Here is an 18,683-nt window from a genome sequence, read left to right as displayed (position 1 = left end):
ATGTTTCGTTTAATTTGTGACAAAAGTAGAAAAATATCTGAACTCTTGTTTCTTTTATTTTTAGATGTTTAATACTACAATAATGGACTAAATAGTCGAGCAAAAGACTCCTTCGCCTTCTGACTTAACGGTCGTTTTTTCCATTCGTGCGGCAATACAATTTTACTATTACTAAAATCATTTTCGAGAGATTCACGCACCTCCACTGCAAATGCTTTATCATAAACAAAAGCAGTTACTTCAAAGTTCTGCTCAAAACTCCTAAAATCCATATTACTTGAGCCCACAGAAGCTACAGCATCATCAGACACAATTACTTTGCTATGAATAAATCCTGCTTGATAAAGGTAAACTTTTACTCCTGCATTGATCATTTCCTTTACATAGGAACGAGAAGAATACTTGGTTATGTGAGCATCCGATTTATCAGGTATCACAATTCTAACATCAACACCGCCCATGGCTGCAACTTTTAGTGCCATCAGAATACTTTCTGTAGGCATAAAGTATGGCGAAGCAATATATACATAATCTTTAGCAGTAGATATCAGTTTCAGAAACCCCATCATTATGGCTGGCCAATCACTATCTGGTCCGGAGGTGCTTATTTGAAGAACCTTATTTTCAATGGCTTTAACAGGAGGATAATATTTACTATCAATCAACTCTTTTTGACTCACAAAATACCAATCGATTGAAAATATCGTTTGTAGTGAGCTTACAGCTTCTCCTTCAATTTTTAAATGGGTATCGCGCCAAGCTCCTAATTTTTTCGACCCGTGAATGTATCTATCAGCAATATTTATCCCGCCAAGGTAAGCCACTTCTCCATCAATAATTACAATTTTTCTATGATTTCTGTAGTTTACTTTACTTGTAAAGCCAGGAAACCTAACTTTTAAAAATGTAAATATCTCAATCCCATAAGATCGTAAATCATCAAAGTAATCTGATTTTAAATCCCAGGAGCCCACATCATCTACAATTACTCTTACTTCAACTCCCTCTTTGGCCTTATTCTTAAGTATAGCCACCATTTCATTACCAATATTATCTTCTGCCAAAATATAATACTGCATATGAATAAACTGTTTGGCTTTAAGTAAATCAGCTTTTAAAGATTCAAATTTTGATGCCCCGTTTAATAATAACTTTACACGATTGCCAAATTTAACCACCGAGTTACTGTTGTTCAGTTGTAATAAAATGAGGCCATACTGGGCTTTTAAAATTTCATGACGCGATAACTCACTCTTCGGAAAATTGATACTTTGAGCGTGTGCAAGCTTTTGAATTTGAGTATGATTTTTAAGTCCTTTACGACGAATAATCTTTTGCTTTCTAAAGTTTTGCCCAAAGAATATATATAGAACCACCCCTGCAAATGGAATTAATAACAGTACCAATATCCATGATAATGTTTTAACAGGACTGCGGTTTTCAAGCATCATTACACCAATAATTAGCAATACACTAATTAAGTATGCTGATGTAAAAATACCGGAAAGTATAGATGTAAAGTATTCGGTAAACCACATATAAATTTAGGCTAATATTTACCAACAATGTAGTTAATAATTTAGTTTAGAACAATGTTACAATTTGCTATTCGTAAAATATAGTAACTCACTATTACCAACTGTTTTTATTTCGTCAGGTCTCAAATTTAATTTTGGTGCTGGCGTACCTTCAATAAACCACTTATCTCCAATAAACACCCGCGCCTCATCCCATAAGTTTGCATCAATAAAACTCTGAAGTACTTGTCTTCCGCCTTCAATAATGATGGACTGTAAGCCTAATTTATACACTTCACTAAGTAATTGGGGTATTATATTCTTGCTAAAATCAAGTGTAATATATTTACAATTAGTAGTGGCTTTTTGCGCTTTACCTGTGAATATATAGGTACTATGTTTCCGATCTAGAATCTGATGCGATTCTGAAACACGGCAAGTTCTATCAATTAAAAAACGTGTTGGGCTTTTACCTGACCAATCTCTTACGGTTAATGATGGATTATCCTTAATCGCTGTTTCTGTACCAACCAATATAGCCTGCTCTTCACTTCTCCATTTGTGCACCAATTGACGGGCATGCTTATTAGTAATCCAAGTTGGCTGTCCAAAATTATTTTCTGTCCTATCAATATCAATTAAGCCATCTTGAGTTTGAGCCCATTTTAATATAACATACGGTCGCTTTTTATTATGGAAGGTAAAAAATCGGGCATTCAAATTTAAGCTCTCCTGTTCGAGCACACCAACCTTTACGTTAATGCCTTCTTTTTCCATCATCTCAATTCCCTTGCCTGCTACTTCAGAAAATGAGTCGATACAACCAATCATCACATTTGGTATTTTACTATCAATAATTAGTTTTGCACAAGGTGGCGTTTTCCCATAATGTGCACAGGGTTCTAGATTTACGTAAAGAGTAGAAGAGAGTAGTAAATCTTTATCTTTAACTGAGTTTACCGCATTAACCTCTGCGTGCGGTTCGCCAGATTTATGATGAAAGCCTTCGCCAATAATCTTTCCATTGTTTACAATTACAGAACCCACCATGGGATTAGAATAAGTATTTCCTAATCCTACCGAAGCCAATTGCAAACAACGTTGCATATAAATCTCATCTCTACTCATCACCATAAAAGTTATTAAACAAAAATAGATAATCTGTATTAATAATTCATTTATGAATGAGGTTATTCCTCAATATTTACAGATATTTGCTCACTAAATATATTATTGTGTATAATACGCTTCAACAGATTACCAGCACTTACAAAAACCGATTACAATCGATATACGACGAGAATGAAATCAGAAATTTTGTTACGATACTCGCATTGTACGAATTAGGTTATACAAAAATTGATTGCATGATGAATGCGTCAAATGAATTAAATAAATCCGATGCTGACTTCTTTAAGCATTCGCTTGAGAAACTTGAACAAAACATTCCTATCCAACAAATTACTGGTGAAACCGAATTTTATGGTTTACCCTTTAAGGTTTCCAAAGATGTTTTAATACCACGACCAGAAACGGAGGAGCTTGTGGAGTGGATTTTAAAAGACAATACGAACAAACATATTAACATATTAGATATTGGCACAGGCAGTGGTTGTATTCCTATTACTTTAAAGCAGCATTTACCCGATGCTAAAGTTACTTCGTGGGATATATCTGAAAATGCTTTAGAGATAGCAAACCACAATGCTATGATTAATAATACCGAGGTTGCTTTTGAGCATCAAGATGTTTTAAAATTCGATGGAGCACTTCCTAATCAATTAGATGTTGTTGTTAGTAACCCTCCCTACATTAGGGAACTAGAAAAAGAGTGGATGCATGATAATGTTTTAGATCATGAACCACATTTGGCTTTGTTTGTATCAGATTCTGACCCATTAATTTTTTACCGAAAAATAGCCCAATTGGCTAAAGCAAACTTAAAGTCTGGCGGAGCGCTTTATTTTGAGATCAATGAGGCCCTTGGCAAAGAAATGATTGATTTACTAAATAATTTAGGATTCAATAATGTTGAACTGCGAAAAGATTTATTTGGTAAAGACAGAATGCTAAAAGGGATAGCATAATTTAACAGAATTCTTATCAAACAAAATAGGGGAATATCACTTATACTTGATAATTAAAAACATCATATACCTATATCTATTAATAATTGTATCATGATAACATACCTTCAGGCACAACAACAAATTGCAAAAGTAGCCAACAGACTAGCAATTGAAACTATTCCGTTGAAAAAGGCTTTAGGCCGTGTAATTGCTGAAGATATTGTTTATGATATTAATATGCCTCCCTTTGATAAATCTGCCATGGATGGCTATGCTTGTGCCCGAAAAGATTTATCACTAAACCTTGTATTAGTAGAAACTATTCATGCAGGCAAACAGCCCGAAAAGAAATTACAAAAGGGGGAGTGCTCTAAAATAATGACCGGTGCACCAGTACCAATTGGTGCTGATATGGTTTTTAAACAGGAGGATGCAATTGTGAATTCTGATGAAACTATTACATGCTCTGATATCAATGCCAAAGGCAATATCTGTTTTTGTGGAGAGGATGTTACTAAAGGTTCTGTTGTATTATCTAAAAATATTTTAATAGAGGCGAAACAAACACCATTATTAGCAGGTGCCGGATATGCCAAATTAAAGGTATATAAGAAGCCACAAATAAAGATAATTACAAGTGGTACAGAGCTGGTAGAACCTTCTGAAAAGCCTTTAGCCCATCAAATAAGAAATAGTAACGCAACGCAAATTCAAGCCCAATTAGAAGCTTTAAAATTGCCTTATGAATATTTAGGAGTTATAAAGGATGACGAAACTAATTTAAAGGAAAGCATGAGGAGTGCTTTTAATAAATCTGATGTTTTAATTATGAGTGGAGGAGTCTCTGTAGGAGACTTCGATTTAATACCCAAAATAATTGAGGGGCTTGGCTTTAGTATTGAGCTTAATAAAACGGCAATCCAGCCTGGAAAACCTATGGTATTTGCACATAAAGAGGGCAAATATTTCTTTGGATTATCAGGAAATCCTGTGGCATCTTTTATACAGTTTGAGCTATATGCGAAACCTTTTTTATATGCTTTACAAGGTTTAAACTATAAGCCACTTCTGTTTAATTTACCCTTGGCAAATCACTTTAAGCGTAAAAATGCCGGACGTCACTTATTTACTCCGGCAATTATTAATTCGGATAATCAAGTTGAACCAATCCTCTTCAATGGTTCAGCTCACATTAATGCCTTATCAAATGCGAGTTGCTTTATTGAAGTGCCAATAGGAACTTCAGAGTTAGAATCTGGCACAATGGTTCAAGTTCGTCCTTTTTAAAAAGTATTTTATGAGCGAAAAACTAACACATATAGATAAAAGTGGAAGTGCCCAAATGGTAGATGTGGGGGAGAAGGCCATTCAAAAACGTATTGCTGTTGCTGAAGGATTTATAAAACTATGCAAAGATACCCTTCAATTAATACAAGAAAACAACATTAAGAAAGGTGATGTACTTGCTACGGCAAGAATAGCAGGTATTCAGGCAGCAAAGCAAACCCCTACACTTATTCCGCTATGCCATACTTTATTATTAAACCAAGTAACTGTTGACTTTAATATACTTGAGAATGGAATTAAAGTGACGTCCCAAACAAAATGTAATGGTAAAACAGGTGTTGAAATGGAAGCTCTTACCGCTGTTAATATTGCATGTTTAACTATATACGACATGTGTAAGGCAGTTGATAATAGCATGGAGATAACAGATGTAAGATTACTTAAGAAAGAAAAGATATAATGAGTAGTACCATTAAAATTGGAATAATAACAATGAGCGATAGAGCTTCTGTAGGTGAGTATACGGATAAAAGCGGACCTTTAGCTGCTGATTTGTTTGATAACTTCTTTAGTGAGAAAGGTGAAAAACCTTCAATTGAACGTATTATTTTACCCGACTCGGAAGAAAAACTTCGTAAGCAATTGCTGGCATTCGCAAAAGAGAAACATATTATATGTGTTTCGGGTGGTACTGGAATTGGACCTAGAGATATAACCCCTGATGTAATAAAGCCTATGCTAAGTAAAGAAATAACTGGCATCATGGAAATGATACGAGTAAAGTACGGCATGAAATTTCCGAATGCCCTGTTAAGTCGCGCCATTGCAGGAGTAATTGACTCAACTCTTATCTATGCCATTCCCGGAAGTCCGAAGGCTGTTAAAGAGTATCTAAAAGAAATATTACCAACAGTATTGCATTCATTAAAAATGCTATCGGGTGGAGCACATTGAAAAAGGGCCATCAACAAAATTGACAGCCCCTTAGTCATATAATTAGATCGAGGTATTACTTCTTATTGAATGTGGTTAATTTATTATCCATATTCAGGTAATATTTTCCTTTGGCTAAACCATTTACTTTAATCTCTTTCCCATATCCCTTAAACATGATTCCACCATATACATCATAAATCTCGTACATAGTTTCATCCGAAAAAGTAATGATATCATCAACCCTACTAGGAGAGAAAGTAACTGCTTGCTTTGATGATGTAATTGAGGTTTCTTTTGAGTACCTAGGCTTACCACGGTGATCTGTTTGCTTTAATCTAAATCTATTCTGACCAGAATGTAAACGAACTTTTGCCGAATAAGTACCTCCGTCAGGAGTTCCTTTACCTGTTACGGTACCAACATTCACCCATTTATTCCATCTAAATTGCTGAACATTAAAATCGAGGCTACCAGCTTCTTTCTTTGTCTTCCATTTGATATTATCCTCATCAACTGAAAGCGAAACTATTTCAAATGTAGATCTAGGCTTTAGAGTTTCAGCATTTAAAACCATTGGTTTGCAATCCTCTTTATACTTAATCGCAATTATTAAAGGTTCGCCAATTTTAAAGCCATATACAGATAAATCGACTTCAAAAGCACTTGAGTTTATCTCATCGGTTGTAGTTAAACCGTTAACTGTAACCTCGTAAACACAGAAACCTACACCACTTTGTGCAAACGGATTTTTCACAAATAGGTTATCACCCTGAAATGTGCCCTTCAGTTCAATTTCATCTGCTTTTGTAACAGATGTAACTGCCATAAGAAGTAGTAATGTTATAAATAGCTGTTTCATGTATATATAAGCATATTGATTTAGGAATACGCAATTTAGAAAAACATAATTACCATTGCAAAGAAAGCGATGCATACATGATGAAAAATACACTATTTATTCATAATACATGATTAATCGTATATTTTTCAAGCTGAACATAAAAGGGTTAATAATAAATAGTTTTAATTAACTGGGTTCAACCCAGTCGCCATTTTCCTTGATAAGTGCAACTAACTCTCCTATAGCATCTTCTTGGTTGATGTTCTTTTTAACAACCTCCCGTTGATGATATAATGTAACCTTACCTGGGCCTGACCCTACATAACCATAATCCGCATCAGCCATTTCTCCTGGTCCATTTACGATGCATCCCATAACAGCAATCTTCAATCCTTTTAGATGGGCTGTTTTTTCTTTCACCAATACAGTTGTATCCTGTAACCCAAAAAGCGTACGTCCGCAACCCGGACAGGATATATAATCAGGACGTGAAAAACGAACTCTTGAAGCCTGCAAAACGGCAAACATTGTATTGATAACTAGCGATTGATTCTCAGTATTATTTTCAATAAAGATGCCATCGCCAAACCCATCAATAAACAATGGTCCTATATCACATGATGCCTGAATCTGCGTATTTGCATCAAATACACTATCATACAACTTATGTATAACTACTGGAGTGGTAACATGATGATTTCTTAAATGTAGAAAAGCCGCTCTTTGCTCAATAGTAGAGTTACTATTATTACTTGTTAGTAATATTACTACGTTATTCTGTTGTTTAAAGAACTGGATTGCACTATCATCCATATCGGAATAGGCTATTTTAACAAAACAAAGTTCGTGGTTATTAAAATCAAACTCATTTGAATTGCTGTATTTTACCACTGGATATTCTTTCTTATCCGCAGAGACAATTACACTAGAATCAGCAATATAGCTATAATCCGAATCTTTTGTGAAATGGTTATTTCCTATAACAACAGGCACATTGTTACCGCCAATATTTTTTACTGCATTGGTCTGATGACGCGTGTATTTAAAAGGAGAGTAATTATCAGTGTCTACTTTTTTAATAGCATCATGCCCCTCTTTTGTATTGATATAATCAATTATTTGATTGGCAACAGGAATCTCTTTTTCAGGATTCTCCGTTAAGGAAACCCTAATGGTATCCCCTATTCCATCCATTAATAATGTACCAATACCAACTGCAGATCTTATTCGCCCATCTTCTCCTTCGCCTGCTTCAGTTACGCCTAGATGCAGAGGAAAATACATATCCTCTTCGTTCATCTTTTGAACTAACAGACGAACGGTATGCACCATAATTCGAGCATTACTGGCCTTGATACTTAATACAATATTGAAGAATTTCTCATCCTTACAGATTCTTAAAAATTCCATACAAGCTTCAACCATACCCTGTGGCGTATCGCCATACCTACTCATTATCCGATCAGACAAAGAGCCATGGTTGGTACCAATACGTATTGCAGTTTTATTTTGCTTACATATATTTAATAAGGGGATGAGTTTCTTTTTTACTTGCTCTAACTCCTCAAGATACGATTCATTGGTATAGTCGATATTCTCAAACTTTTTTGCGCCATCAACAAAATTACCTGGGTTAATACGCACCTTTTCAATATGCAAAGCGGCAATATTAGCTGCATTAGGGTTATAATGAATATCAGCAACCAGGGGCTGATTATAACCTTCCTTAACTAATTGCGCCTTTATGTGCTCTAAGTTTTTTGCTTCGCGTTGACCTTGAGTTGTCATTCGAACCATTTGCCCACCGGCATCAATTATAGTCTTTATTTGAGCAACCGTTTCTTCAGTCTCATTAGTATTTGTGGTAGTCATTGACTGAACTACAATAGGATTAGAGGCTCCCATCTTAACATCACCTATAGTAACTTCTTGGGTCTTATGTCTTCCAAACTCAAAAATATCAATGCAATAGTTGCTCATAATTGTGTGCTATAATTTTACAGGGCAAAAGTACAACATTAACTCATATCTTAATAGATGATGCATTTTTTTTAACTTTGGCCGATAAATAATTTAAGTATGTCAATATCTATTTCTGGTGTTACCCGTATGTATGGAGCTCAAAAGGCTTTAAATAATGTTTCTTTTGAAATTGCTGCAGGAGAAGTTGTAGGTTTTTTAGGTCCTAATGGTGCGGGAAAATCTACAATGATGAAAATTATCACCGGATATTTGCCGCAAACTAGTGGTGTAGTAAAGGTATGTGGTTTAGATGTTACTGATGATTCATTAGAGTATCGCAATAAAATTGGTTATCTGCCTGAGCATAACCCTTTGTATTTGGATATGTATGTAAAAGAATACCTGAAGCATGTAGCTGGCATTTATAAGTTGGGTAAACACGCCACTAAACGCATAAACGAAATAATAGGTATTACAGGACTATCGCCTGAAAGCACAAAAAAGATTGGCGCTTTATCAAAGGGATACCGTCAGCGTGTTGGATTAGCGCAAGCCTTATTACCCGATCCTGAAGTACTGATTTTAGATGAACCCACTACGGGTTTAGACCCCAACCAAATTGTTGAGGTAAGAGATTTAATAAAGCAAGTTGGCGAGAAGAAGACCATCATGCTATCTACTCATATTATGCAGGAAGTACAAGCTATCTGCGAACGCGTAATAATTATTAATAAAGGAAACTTAGTGGCTAACGAGAAAGTTTCCAATTTAGATGCTTTGGTTTCAGGTAAAGGACATACCATAAGTATTGAATTTGCTAGCCCCGTTAATTCAGAAGAACTTAGAGCTATTGAGGGAATAAACTCGATAGAATGCGTTTCAGATAATTTCTTTAAGATTAATGCTAATAAAGATATAAGAAAAGAATTGTTTGCATGGACAGTAGCCCAGAACAAACAACTGCTAACCTTAAATCAAGAGCATCAATCCATGGAGGATATCTTTAGGGGATTAACGCAATAAAAAAAGGAATGAGCTAAAACCCATTCCTTAGTTATCTTTTATTTATATACCCAAATAAACCACCCCATCTTCTACTTTAACAGGATAGGTATTTACTTTATAATCTTCTCCTGATAGGCATTGCCCCGTTTTTAACGAGAAGCTTTTTTTATGGAAGGGACAAGCCACTTTTGGCTCATCACCTTCACTACCTATTATACCTCTAGACAAGGCTTGTTGTTTTTGATGCGGACATTCATTATCAGTGGCGTACCACTCTTGTGTGTCGGCAAAATAATATATGGCTATCTGTTTTCCGTTTACCAAAACAGCATTGCTTCCATTTGTTTCAAATTCAGTGGCGGGTACGGTTGCTACCCATTCTTGTACTTCTTGTATATCTTGCATGGCTTTATCTTTTTTATGATAATATTTTGGATAAATTATTAATCGTTGTATTGGCGCTTCGCCCAAACCAGACTTACTTTTCTTTTCTTGATAAAAGAAAGTAAGCAAAGAAAATCAAGGCTGCTTTTAAAATTGCTTTTTATTTTAAATCAAGCTTAAGTGCGGCCAAGTGATTTTCGAGCCAAGCTCTCAACTTCTTGGTCTTACTAAAGCTTTCTATTAAAACATAAACCATTTTAAAAGAGGCCAATCAGCACCCGACCATAAAAACACCATTAATAATCTTTATACTTTTGTCTTAATACTTTATACTAAAAAGCTTTATCCCCAATTAGCTGGTTTTTTCATTTCGCGCATTGGTACAAACTGGATGGTATCATCAACAGCTTCTGTATTGGCAAAGGGTTTAAACTTTTTCAGTAATTCAGGGCTCTCAATTACCTTTTTCCATTCGCAGGCAAAGGTGTTTACAGTCTGCTGCATGTCTTCTTCTAACTGAGCTGCTATACCTAATGAATCTTCTATAACTACTTCTTTTAGATACTCGATTCCACCATCTAATTGCTCTAACCACTTAGATGTACGAGTTAGTGGGGTAGCAGTTTTAATGTAATACATTAAAAAGCGATCGAGGTATTTGATGCAAGTCTCCTCATCCACATCAGTGGCAAATAATAAAGCATGTTTTGGGTTTGCACCACCATTACCACAAACCAATAGGTTGTAACCTTTGTCAGTAGCGATAATACCGAAATCTTTTCCTCTAGCTTCAGCGCATTCGCGGATACAACCCGACACGCCACCTTTTAATTTATGCGGTGAGCGTAACCCCTTGTAGCGTTCCTCAACTTTTATGGCAAATGAAACAGAATCTTGCTGACCATAACGACACCATGCAGAACCCACACAACTTTTTACCGTACGCAATGATTTACCGTAGGCATGCCCACTTTCCATACCTGCATCAATTAGTTCTTTCCAGATATCAGGCAGTTGATCAACTCTAGCGCCAAATAAATCAACACGCTGACCTCCCGTAATTTTAGTGTACAAATCGTATTTTTTAGCTACCTGACCAATCACAATTAATTTATCAGGTGTAATTTCTCCACCAGGAATTCTAGGCACTACAGAATATGTTCCTCCCTTTTGAATGTTGGCTAAAAAGCGATCGTTGGTATCTTGTATATTGGCATGCTCCGTAATATGCTCGTTCCAAATACTGGCTAATAAAGAGGCCGAAAGAGGTTTGCATATCTCGCAGCCTTTCCCTTTGCCATATTTTTCGAGTAGGGCAGAGAAGCTTTTAATTTCACCTACCTTAATTAAATCAAATAGCTCTTGACGCGTATAATCAAAGTGTTCACAAATTACCTTTTTAACCACCTTGCCGCTGGCTTCAAGCTTGGCTGTTAATAAGTCGTCGAGCATTGGAACACAACCGCCACAGCCAGTACCGGCCTTTGTAGCTTTTTTAAGCTGACTTACTTGCGTAAAGTCGAACTCATCAACAGCCTCAATTAAGCTTTTCTTGGTTACATTCTCACAAGAACAAATAACGGCCTCATCGGGTAAATCTAATACACTTAATTCAAATCCTCCATCAGTACCTTTAATAATTAAGCCTTCAGGATTCTTCGGTAGTTTTATTTTGGAGTTGTAGGTTTGGTACAACATGTTATAATCCTCAGCATCGCCAACTAAAATACCCCCTAGAAGATATTGCCCATCGGCAGATACATATATCTTTTTGTAAATGCCACTCACTATATTGTGATAAACAATTGGAATAGCACCCTCGGTAACGCCAAAGGCATCGCCAAAACTAGCTACCTCTATACCAATCAACTTTAGTTTTGTTGATAAATCAGCTCCCGTAAAGGCGGCCTCTTTACCCAATAAAGTTTCAGCACAAACATCGGCCATATCATAACAGGGCGCTACTAGGCCCCAAATAGCACCTTGTGCCAAAGCACACTCGCCAATGGCATAAATATTAGGATCAGAAGTAAGCATATCATCACTGACTAAAATACCACCTCTTTCACCAACAGTTAAACCACTTTCACGGGCTAATTCATCGCGCGGCCTAATACCAGCTGATATTACTACCATATCAGTATCTAGTGTGCTATCGTCAGCAAACTGCATGTTGGTAACTTTTCCGTTTCCACAAATATTCTTGGTAGCCTTATTCAGTAGTATATCTAGGTCTAGTTTCTCAAGTTCACTTTTCAACATTTCACCACCTGCCTCATCTAACTGACGCGGCATTAAGCGAGGTGCAAACTCAACTACAGATGTTTTTAAACCATCATCCATCACAGCCTTAGCAGCTTCCAAACCCAAAAGTCCACCACCGATTACAGCTGCACTTTTTGCTTGTGGTATGTAAGCCTTTATGGCATCTAAGTCTTCGATGGTTCGGTAAACGAATACCCCTTTTTTATCCACACCTGGGATAGGAGGCACAAAGGCCGATGACCCTGTGGCTAAAACCAAAGCATCGTAATCAAAAGCATCGCCATGCACATTAATGACTTGTTTTGCTTCGCGGTTGATTGAGGTAATTTTATAACTCGTTCTGAGTTCTATGCCATTCTCTTCGTACCATGCACGTGGTGCCATTTTCAAATCGTGCACATCGGTACCCGTATAGTAATCGGTAAGATGCACTCTATCGTAGGCAGCCCATGGCTCCTCACCAAAAACTGTAATGCTATATATATTATTTAATCCTTTCTCTATAAACTTTTCGCAGAACTTGTAGCCAGTCATTCCGTTACCAACTACTATAATTTTTTTCTTTTCACTCATAATCATTGTTTTTTAGTTGTTCATCTGCTCAAGCCGCAGAGGCTTTTACTTTCTTCCTTCAGTCGAAGAAAGTAAACAAAGAAGACCGTCGGCTGACTCTTCATTTACCCACTAAGGTTTCATTGATGAAACAGAAAGAACTCGCTGCGCTCAAACAGCTTTCTGTCTTTACATCAATTTCAATCAGTGGGTCCCAAACTACATAGTCTAAGCCGAAACCATGGCGCTTAATTAGCTATCTCCTTAACATCAACACTTGATAAACTTTGTTCAATTATTAGTTTTACTTCGGGTTTGCAACTGCCGCAGCCAGTTCCGGCATTGGTTTTTTCGCAAACCATACTCAGGTCGGTAATTCCGGTTTTAACAACATCGAGTATATTTCCTTCGCCCACATTGTTGCACGAGCAAACTAGTTTTCCTTTAACAGGTGTGGCAGCTTGACCTCCACGGAATAATGTTTTTCGTTTGGCGAACAATTCCATTCCTGATTGTATCAGGCCTTTGTATTCGGAAAACTCTGTTCTGTCACCCATTAGTACTGTGCCTACCATTCTATCATTATGGATAATGCACTTTTTATAGTAACGATGTGCTTTATCGAGCACACTCACTTCTTCATAGTCATCATCATCAGGAGTAATAGTTAAACCTACAGAGGCCAACTCGATACCTGGGAACTTTAAGATATTCATAGGGATTGACCCCGTGTAGAATGCGGTTGTATCACCACTCATATTTTTGGCTAATACCGATGCTTGCTGTTCAGCTGCTGTAGTAATACCATACACATTGCCTTTGTATTCGGCAATTTCGCCCATGGCATAAATGTTATTAACAGACGAACACATACGCTCATCAATCACCACGCCTCTGTTTACATCTAAACCAGCTTCTTGTGCCAACTCAATATTAGGCTTAGTGCCGATGGCATAAATTAGTGCCTTTGTTGTAAAGCTTTTGCCCGATTTTAATACAACATTAATCTCATCGCTATACGCGTTGGTACTTTCAATTTCTTCTTTTAAATAAAGATTGACATCCATTTCAGCAATGATATCACTGAGCATTTCGCTTGATATTTCATCAAGCTGGGTGTTCATTAATCGCTCGTTGCGATGGATAATGTCTACCTCAATACCGAATTCCAATAGCGAACTCGCAATTTCTAAGCCCAATAAACCTCCACCAACTATGGTAGTTTTGCTTCTGCCCGCTAGTCTTTCTTTCAGTTTATCAGCATCTTCGCGACTGCGAATAGTAAATGTACTTTTAAAATCGATATGCACTCCACGTGGAACATTCGGTCTTGAACCAGTACAAAGTATCAGCTTATCGTAACTGAAAACTTCGCCCTTAGCATTGGTTATGCTTTGGTGTTCTTTATTGATTTTAACAATCTCAGAATTTCTGTGTAATTCTATTCCCCACTTTTCAATATCACTATCGCTATGCTTTTGAATATCCTCCCACGATTTCTCTTCAGTCAGATATTCGGGTAATAAAATACGGTTGTAGAAAGGAAACTCCTCCTTAGAGAAAACCTTAATGGTATCCTCGGTATTGTATTTTCGGTATTCCGATACAAACTGATAAGCTGCAGCACCAGCACCAACAATAGCTATAGTTTCGGTGGTCTTAGTGATCTTTTTAACTTCTACTGAGGCATACTTAAAATCAGGCTCCTTTGATTTAGGATCTACAATATCACTGGTTAAATTATTGGCTCGCGACAAATCGGATTTAAACACCTTGCCCCAATGCATCGGCAGAAAAACCACACCTTCTTTAATATTATCTGTGACTTCGGCTTTTACCTTAACACTGCCGCGAGAATTGAAAATCTGTACCGTTTCGCCATTACGGATGCTTCTTTTTTCTGCATCCGCAGGATGAATCTCTAGGAAAGCTTCGGCAATATGCTTATTGAGTTTCGATAGTTTGCCAGTACGCGTCATGGTATGCCACTGGTCGCGAATTCTACCCGTGGTAAGAATCAGAGGAGCATCTTTACTTAATGCTTCAGATTCGTTTTGCACTTCGGATGCAAAAACATGCGCTTTTGTATCCGGAGTATAAAACTTGAAGTCGGTAAATAAACGTTCTGCTCCTTTATCGGCACCAGCCACAAAGGGCCATTGTGCAGATCCTTTTTGCTTTAGGTGTGCATAACTCAACCCGCTAATATCAATATTAGTACCTTTAGTTAATCCTTTGTGCTCGTTAAATAAATCCTCCGCCCCAGCGTAATTCATATTGGCATAGCCCATGCGCTTTCCAAAATCGATTAATATATCAATATCAGGACGAGCTTCGCCCGGTGCATCAATCACTTTGGGCAGATAACTAATTCTACGATCGGAGTTAGTCATAGTACCTTCTTTCTCGGCCCATCCGGCGGCAGGTAAAACTATATCTGCCAACTCAGCCGTAGCTGCATTTGCTGAGATATCTTGCACAATAACCATATCGGCTTTCTTTAAAGCCTCTTCGACCCTACGTGCATTCGGTAAGCTCACCAAAGGGTTGGTACAAATAATCCAAATTACCTTTAGTTTGCCATCCAATAAGGCATCCACCATTTGCGTGGCAGTTAAGCCTGGTGCGGCAGGTACATCATCAACCTTCCAATAATCGGCCACTTCTTTACGGTGCTCGGCATTGGCTAAATCGCGATGCGCAGGTAATAAATTTGCCATTCCACCAACCTCGCGGCCACCCATGGCATTGGGCTGACCTGTTAATGAAAATGGACCATTACCTGGTTTGCCAATTTTACCAGTTATCAACGATAAGTTAAGTAAGGATAGATTTTTATTAACACCAATACTACTTTGGTTTAAACCCATGGCCCACATAGAAATAAAACCCTTTGATTGCCCGATGTATGCTGCCGTTTCTTCAATCAGATAAACAGGAACGTCGCAGGCATCAGCCAATTCTTCAAGACTCGATTTTGCTAATAAGGCTTCTAAGTCATCATAACCTCTTACATGGTTTTTAATAAAATCAGTATCGGTAAATCCATTATCAATAATACATTTGGCTATGGCATGATTTAAATAAACATCGGTACCGGGCTTTAATTGCAAATGAATATCGGCCAAGTAACAAGTTTGCGTTTTGCGCGGATCAACCACAATTATTTTCACATCGGGGTTAGCTGCCTTATGCTGTTCTATTCTTCTGAAAAGAATGGGATGACACCAAGCAGGATTAGCTCCCGTGATCAAAAAACAATCGGCCAACTCAATATCGTTATACGAAATTGGCACAGAATCCTCGCCCAAAGCCATTTTATAACCAACCACAGCGCTACTCATACACAAACGCGAATTTGTATCGATGTTGTTGGTGCCAATGTAGGCCTTTGCCATTTTATTAATAATGTAGTACTCTTCGGTAAGGCATTGCCCAGAGACATAAAAGCCAACCGAATCGGGTCCGTATTTAGAAATGGAATCAGAGAACTGTTTGGCTACCTTATCTAATGCAGTATCCCAGCTTGCCCTTTCGAGTGCACCAGTAAATGTGTTGCGTACAGTTGGAAATAACAGACGATCACTGGTATCGTTTACCACATGACCTAATCCAAGGCCCTTAGAGCAAAGCATACCTTTGTTAACAGGGTAAGTTTTATTACCGCTAACCGTGATACTATTGTTTTTTGATTTGGTGATGTTTACGCCGCAGCCCACACCACAATAAGAACAAGTTGACTGATATTTCTCCATCTGATTATCCATTAATCCATCGATGGTTTAATTATAGTTTATAACTAAAACTAAACTGTCGATATCGATTTAAATCAGAATCAACTCAAAAAGTAAGTAAGTGTAAAGTAAACTAATTATTCTGTAATATGTTCTTAAATTGAGGTAGTAATTTTTTAATTAAGCAACAAACTACTTAATTAATATATCTGAACACTACACCCATTAAGGGATAGGGTATGAATCATAAAAAATGTGAAAATGAGCAAGAGCGATGTAAAAATATGGGGTGGAATACTTTTAAGTGGTGGAAAAAGCAGAAGAATGGATTCTGATAAGGCCTCAATTCTTGTAAAAGGAAAACCCATGGCTGAATGGTCGGCTGAACTGTTAAAGCATTTCTGTTCTGAGCTTATAATCAGCAGTAACAATGGCAAGCACAGTATTTATGGCGATACATTGGTTGAGGATATTATTGGGGAAGGTCCACTAGCTGGAATTTACGCCTCATTATTAAGAAGTAAACACGATTACAATATTGTATTGGCTTGCGATACGCCCTTTGTTTCGTTACAAGTAATTGAACGTTTAATAGAAGCATCGGCATCCGCAAAAGCGGTAATTGCTGTTGATGGCAATGGGAAAGTTCATCCTTTAATTGGGATTTATCACAAAAATTTGGTGCCTATTATTCAGGATAAATTGGAGAAAGGGCACTTTTCGATGATGCGCTTTTTAGACGAAATAGGGGCAAAGCAGCTTGTTTTTGATGAGCTTGATGCTTTTAAAAATATTAATGATATGGATACACTTCGTAAAGTAGGCAATAAAAATACCACTATCATGATATGTGGTAATGGTCAGAATGTGGGTAAAACCACCTTAACGCAGCACGTCATTCGTTTTCTTAAAGAGAAGGGCAAAAGGGTATGTAGTATTAAAACATCGAGCCACATGCATCCATTAAATGGTAACGAGCATTTATTATTACAAGGTGAGGACTTTGATATTATTGAGGAAAGGAATATTACCCATAAAGATAGCTCACTGCACCTCCAGGCTGGTGCCGATAAAAGTTTTTATATACAGTGCAAATCCGAGTATTTATTGCATTGCTACCATACCGTTCAGCAGGAAATTGCTGAGGAAGCTATTGTGGTATGCGAATCGGCCACGCTATCGAGAATCCTAAAGCCCGATTTAATGTTATTCGTGAAGGCAGGTAGTTCGGAAAAAAATGCACATTTAATTGATGAGGCTGACTTGGTGGTATCTGCTGGTAATGAGTTTACAGAAAAAAATATGGGTGAACAGATTAAGTACTTAATTCAACGGAACCTGTAAGTTTTATTTTTATGCCCTTACCTATCCACACAATCGGACTAGGTAAGGTCCGATTACTTGTCCTTACTTAGACAGGTTATCGGGATAGGTAAGGACAGACAGTCGGGATAGGTAAGGTCCGACAGTGTGTCCTTATGTAGTCCGATGGTCGGACTTATACCAAATGCATTATTAAATGATTGATATAAATTGAATTATATTGGGTTTCTACGATGAGTAAAATAGATGTATAGCCATAGCTACATTGATATTTTATAAAGAAGTTGAAACACAATAGAAGTAATTTATATCAATCATTTGATGATGTTTTTGGTATTACTTAATGATGGTGGTGCAGGTGCTCATGATCTTCACTAGCACAATCGCAATTAGCGCCCCATTTGCTTGTGCCATCCTCAAAGAACTCGTGTTTCCAAATTGGAGCTAGCGCTTTTACTTGATCAATAATAAAACGGTTGGCATCGTAGGCTTCCTTCCGGTGCACGCTTGAAACCAACACCACAACTGCTGTTTCGCATATGCCTACCTTACCTATACGATGAATACACTCGGCATATTGCAAATCCCACTTTTCTTTGGCTTCCGTTAATATCTTAGCTATGGTTTTATCGGCCAAGGCATCATAAGCTTCGTAATCAATGTACTTTACTTTTTGGCCTTTATTGTGGTTGCGTACATCGCCCGAAAACATCACAATAGCGCCCGACTCAGGATGCTTTGCTTTATTGTACTCAGCACAAACGTTTATTTCTTGTTGTGTGATATGTTGCATAAGATGAGGATTATT

At 37.3% G+C, this 18,683-nt stretch carries 14 protein-coding genes; 6 read left to right on the top strand and 8 right to left on the bottom strand.

The annotated features are described in order from the left end of the window. Nucleotides 1-74: 74 nt before the first annotated feature. Both cls and ribD read right to left on the bottom strand, forming a co-directional pair. Entirely contained in the window at nucleotides 75-1,538 is a 1,464-nt protein-coding gene (cls, locus tag A8B35_RS14650; RefSeq protein WP_075603300.1) for a cardiolipin synthase, read from the bottom strand. A 57-nt stretch (nucleotides 1,539-1,595) separates the two neighbouring features. After that, entirely contained in the window at nucleotides 1,596-2,645 is a 1,050-nt protein-coding gene (ribD, locus tag A8B35_RS14645) for a bifunctional diaminohydroxyphosphoribosylaminopyrimidine deaminase/5-amino-6-(5-phosphoribosylamino)uracil reductase RibD (RefSeq protein WP_075603437.1), read from the bottom strand. Between the two features lie 56 nt (nucleotides 2,646-2,701). Here ribD and prmC point away from each other — a divergent pair, with 56 nt between their 5' ends. From prmC to A8B35_RS14625, 4 genes are all read left to right on the top strand, one after another. Further along, a complete protein-coding gene (gene prmC, locus A8B35_RS14640; RefSeq protein ID WP_083634468.1) occupies nucleotides 2,702-3,604 on the top strand; it encodes a peptide chain release factor N(5)-glutamine methyltransferase in 903 nt (300 codons plus the stop codon). Nucleotides 3,605-3,697: 93 nt separating this feature from the next. After that, nucleotides 3,698-4,873 (top strand): molybdopterin molybdotransferase MoeA, encoded by a 1,176-nt coding sequence (locus A8B35_RS14635; protein ID WP_075603298.1) that lies wholly within the window; start codon nucleotides 3,698-3,700, stop codon nucleotides 4,871-4,873. 10 nt (nucleotides 4,874-4,883) lie between these two features. Beyond that, nucleotides 4,884-5,333 (top strand): cyclic pyranopterin monophosphate synthase MoaC, encoded by a 450-nt coding sequence (gene moaC, locus A8B35_RS14630; protein ID WP_075603297.1) that lies wholly within the window; start codon nucleotides 4,884-4,886, stop codon nucleotides 5,331-5,333. After that, entirely contained in the window at nucleotides 5,333-5,827 is a 495-nt protein-coding gene (locus A8B35_RS14625) for a MogA/MoaB family molybdenum cofactor biosynthesis protein (RefSeq protein WP_075603296.1), read from the top strand. Before moaC ends, A8B35_RS14625 begins: the two co-directional genes overlap by 1 nt. Before the next feature lie 55 nt (nucleotides 5,828-5,882). On the opposite strand, the gene A8B35_RS14620 is transcribed toward A8B35_RS14625, so the two are convergent. Both A8B35_RS14620 and ispG read right to left on the bottom strand, forming a co-directional pair. Continuing rightward, nucleotides 5,883-6,635 carry a hypothetical protein gene (locus A8B35_RS14620; protein WP_245820794.1) on the bottom strand — a complete coding sequence of 251 codons (753 nt, stop codon included), beginning with the start codon at nucleotides 6,633-6,635 and terminating at the stop codon, nucleotides 5,883-5,885. A 201-nt stretch (nucleotides 6,636-6,836) separates the two neighbouring features. Further along, nucleotides 6,837-8,630, bottom strand: coding sequence for a (E)-4-hydroxy-3-methylbut-2-enyl-diphosphate synthase (gene ispG / locus A8B35_RS14615; protein WP_139314906.1), 1,794 nt, complete (start codon nucleotides 8,628-8,630; stop codon nucleotides 6,837-6,839). A 99-nt stretch (nucleotides 8,631-8,729) separates the two neighbouring features. Between ispG and gldA the strand changes: the two genes are divergently transcribed. Further along, the gene (gldA, locus tag A8B35_RS14610) at nucleotides 8,730-9,635 is read left to right on the top strand and encodes a gliding motility-associated ABC transporter ATP-binding subunit GldA (RefSeq protein ID WP_075603294.1); all 906 of its coding nucleotides are present in this window, start codon (nucleotides 8,730-8,732) and stop codon (nucleotides 9,633-9,635) included. Nucleotides 9,636-9,677: 42 nt separating this feature from the next. On the opposite strand, the gene nirD is transcribed toward gldA, so the two are convergent. From nirD to A8B35_RS14595, 3 genes are all read right to left on the bottom strand, one after another. Further along, complete coding sequence (gene nirD, locus A8B35_RS14605) at nucleotides 9,678-10,022, bottom strand: nitrite reductase small subunit NirD (RefSeq protein ID WP_075603435.1); 345 nt, start codon at nucleotides 10,020-10,022, stop codon at nucleotides 9,678-9,680. Between the two features lie 321 nt (nucleotides 10,023-10,343). Beyond that, a complete protein-coding gene (nirB, locus tag A8B35_RS14600) occupies nucleotides 10,344-12,839 on the bottom strand; it encodes a nitrite reductase large subunit NirB (protein WP_075603293.1) in 2,496 nt (831 codons plus the stop codon). 227 nt (nucleotides 12,840-13,066) lie between these two features. Then, a complete protein-coding gene (locus tag A8B35_RS14595; RefSeq protein ID WP_075603292.1) occupies nucleotides 13,067-16,585 on the bottom strand; it encodes a nitrate reductase in 3,519 nt (1,172 codons plus the stop codon). A 228-nt stretch (nucleotides 16,586-16,813) separates the two neighbouring features. On the opposite strand from A8B35_RS14595, the gene A8B35_RS14590 reads away from it, so the two are divergent. Further along, a complete protein-coding gene (locus A8B35_RS14590) occupies nucleotides 16,814-17,896 on the top strand; it encodes an NTP transferase domain-containing protein (RefSeq protein ID WP_075603291.1) in 1,083 nt (360 codons plus the stop codon). A 319-nt stretch (nucleotides 17,897-18,215) separates the two neighbouring features. On the opposite strand, the gene A8B35_RS14585 is transcribed toward A8B35_RS14590, so the two are convergent. Further along, nucleotides 18,216-18,668, bottom strand: a complete 453-nt coding sequence (locus A8B35_RS14585; protein ID WP_075603290.1) for a molybdenum cofactor biosynthesis protein MoaE — start codon at nucleotides 18,666-18,668, stop codon at nucleotides 18,216-18,218. Nucleotides 18,669-18,683: the final 15 nt, after the last annotated feature.

This window comes from Saccharicrinis aurantiacus, assembly GCF_001660705.2.
Lineage (GTDB): Bacteria > Bacteroidota > Bacteroidia > Bacteroidales > Marinilabiliaceae > Saccharicrinis > Saccharicrinis aurantiacus.
The sequence above is the reverse complement of the archived record's forward strand: the minus strand, read 5'-3'. Positions and strand labels throughout refer to the sequence as shown.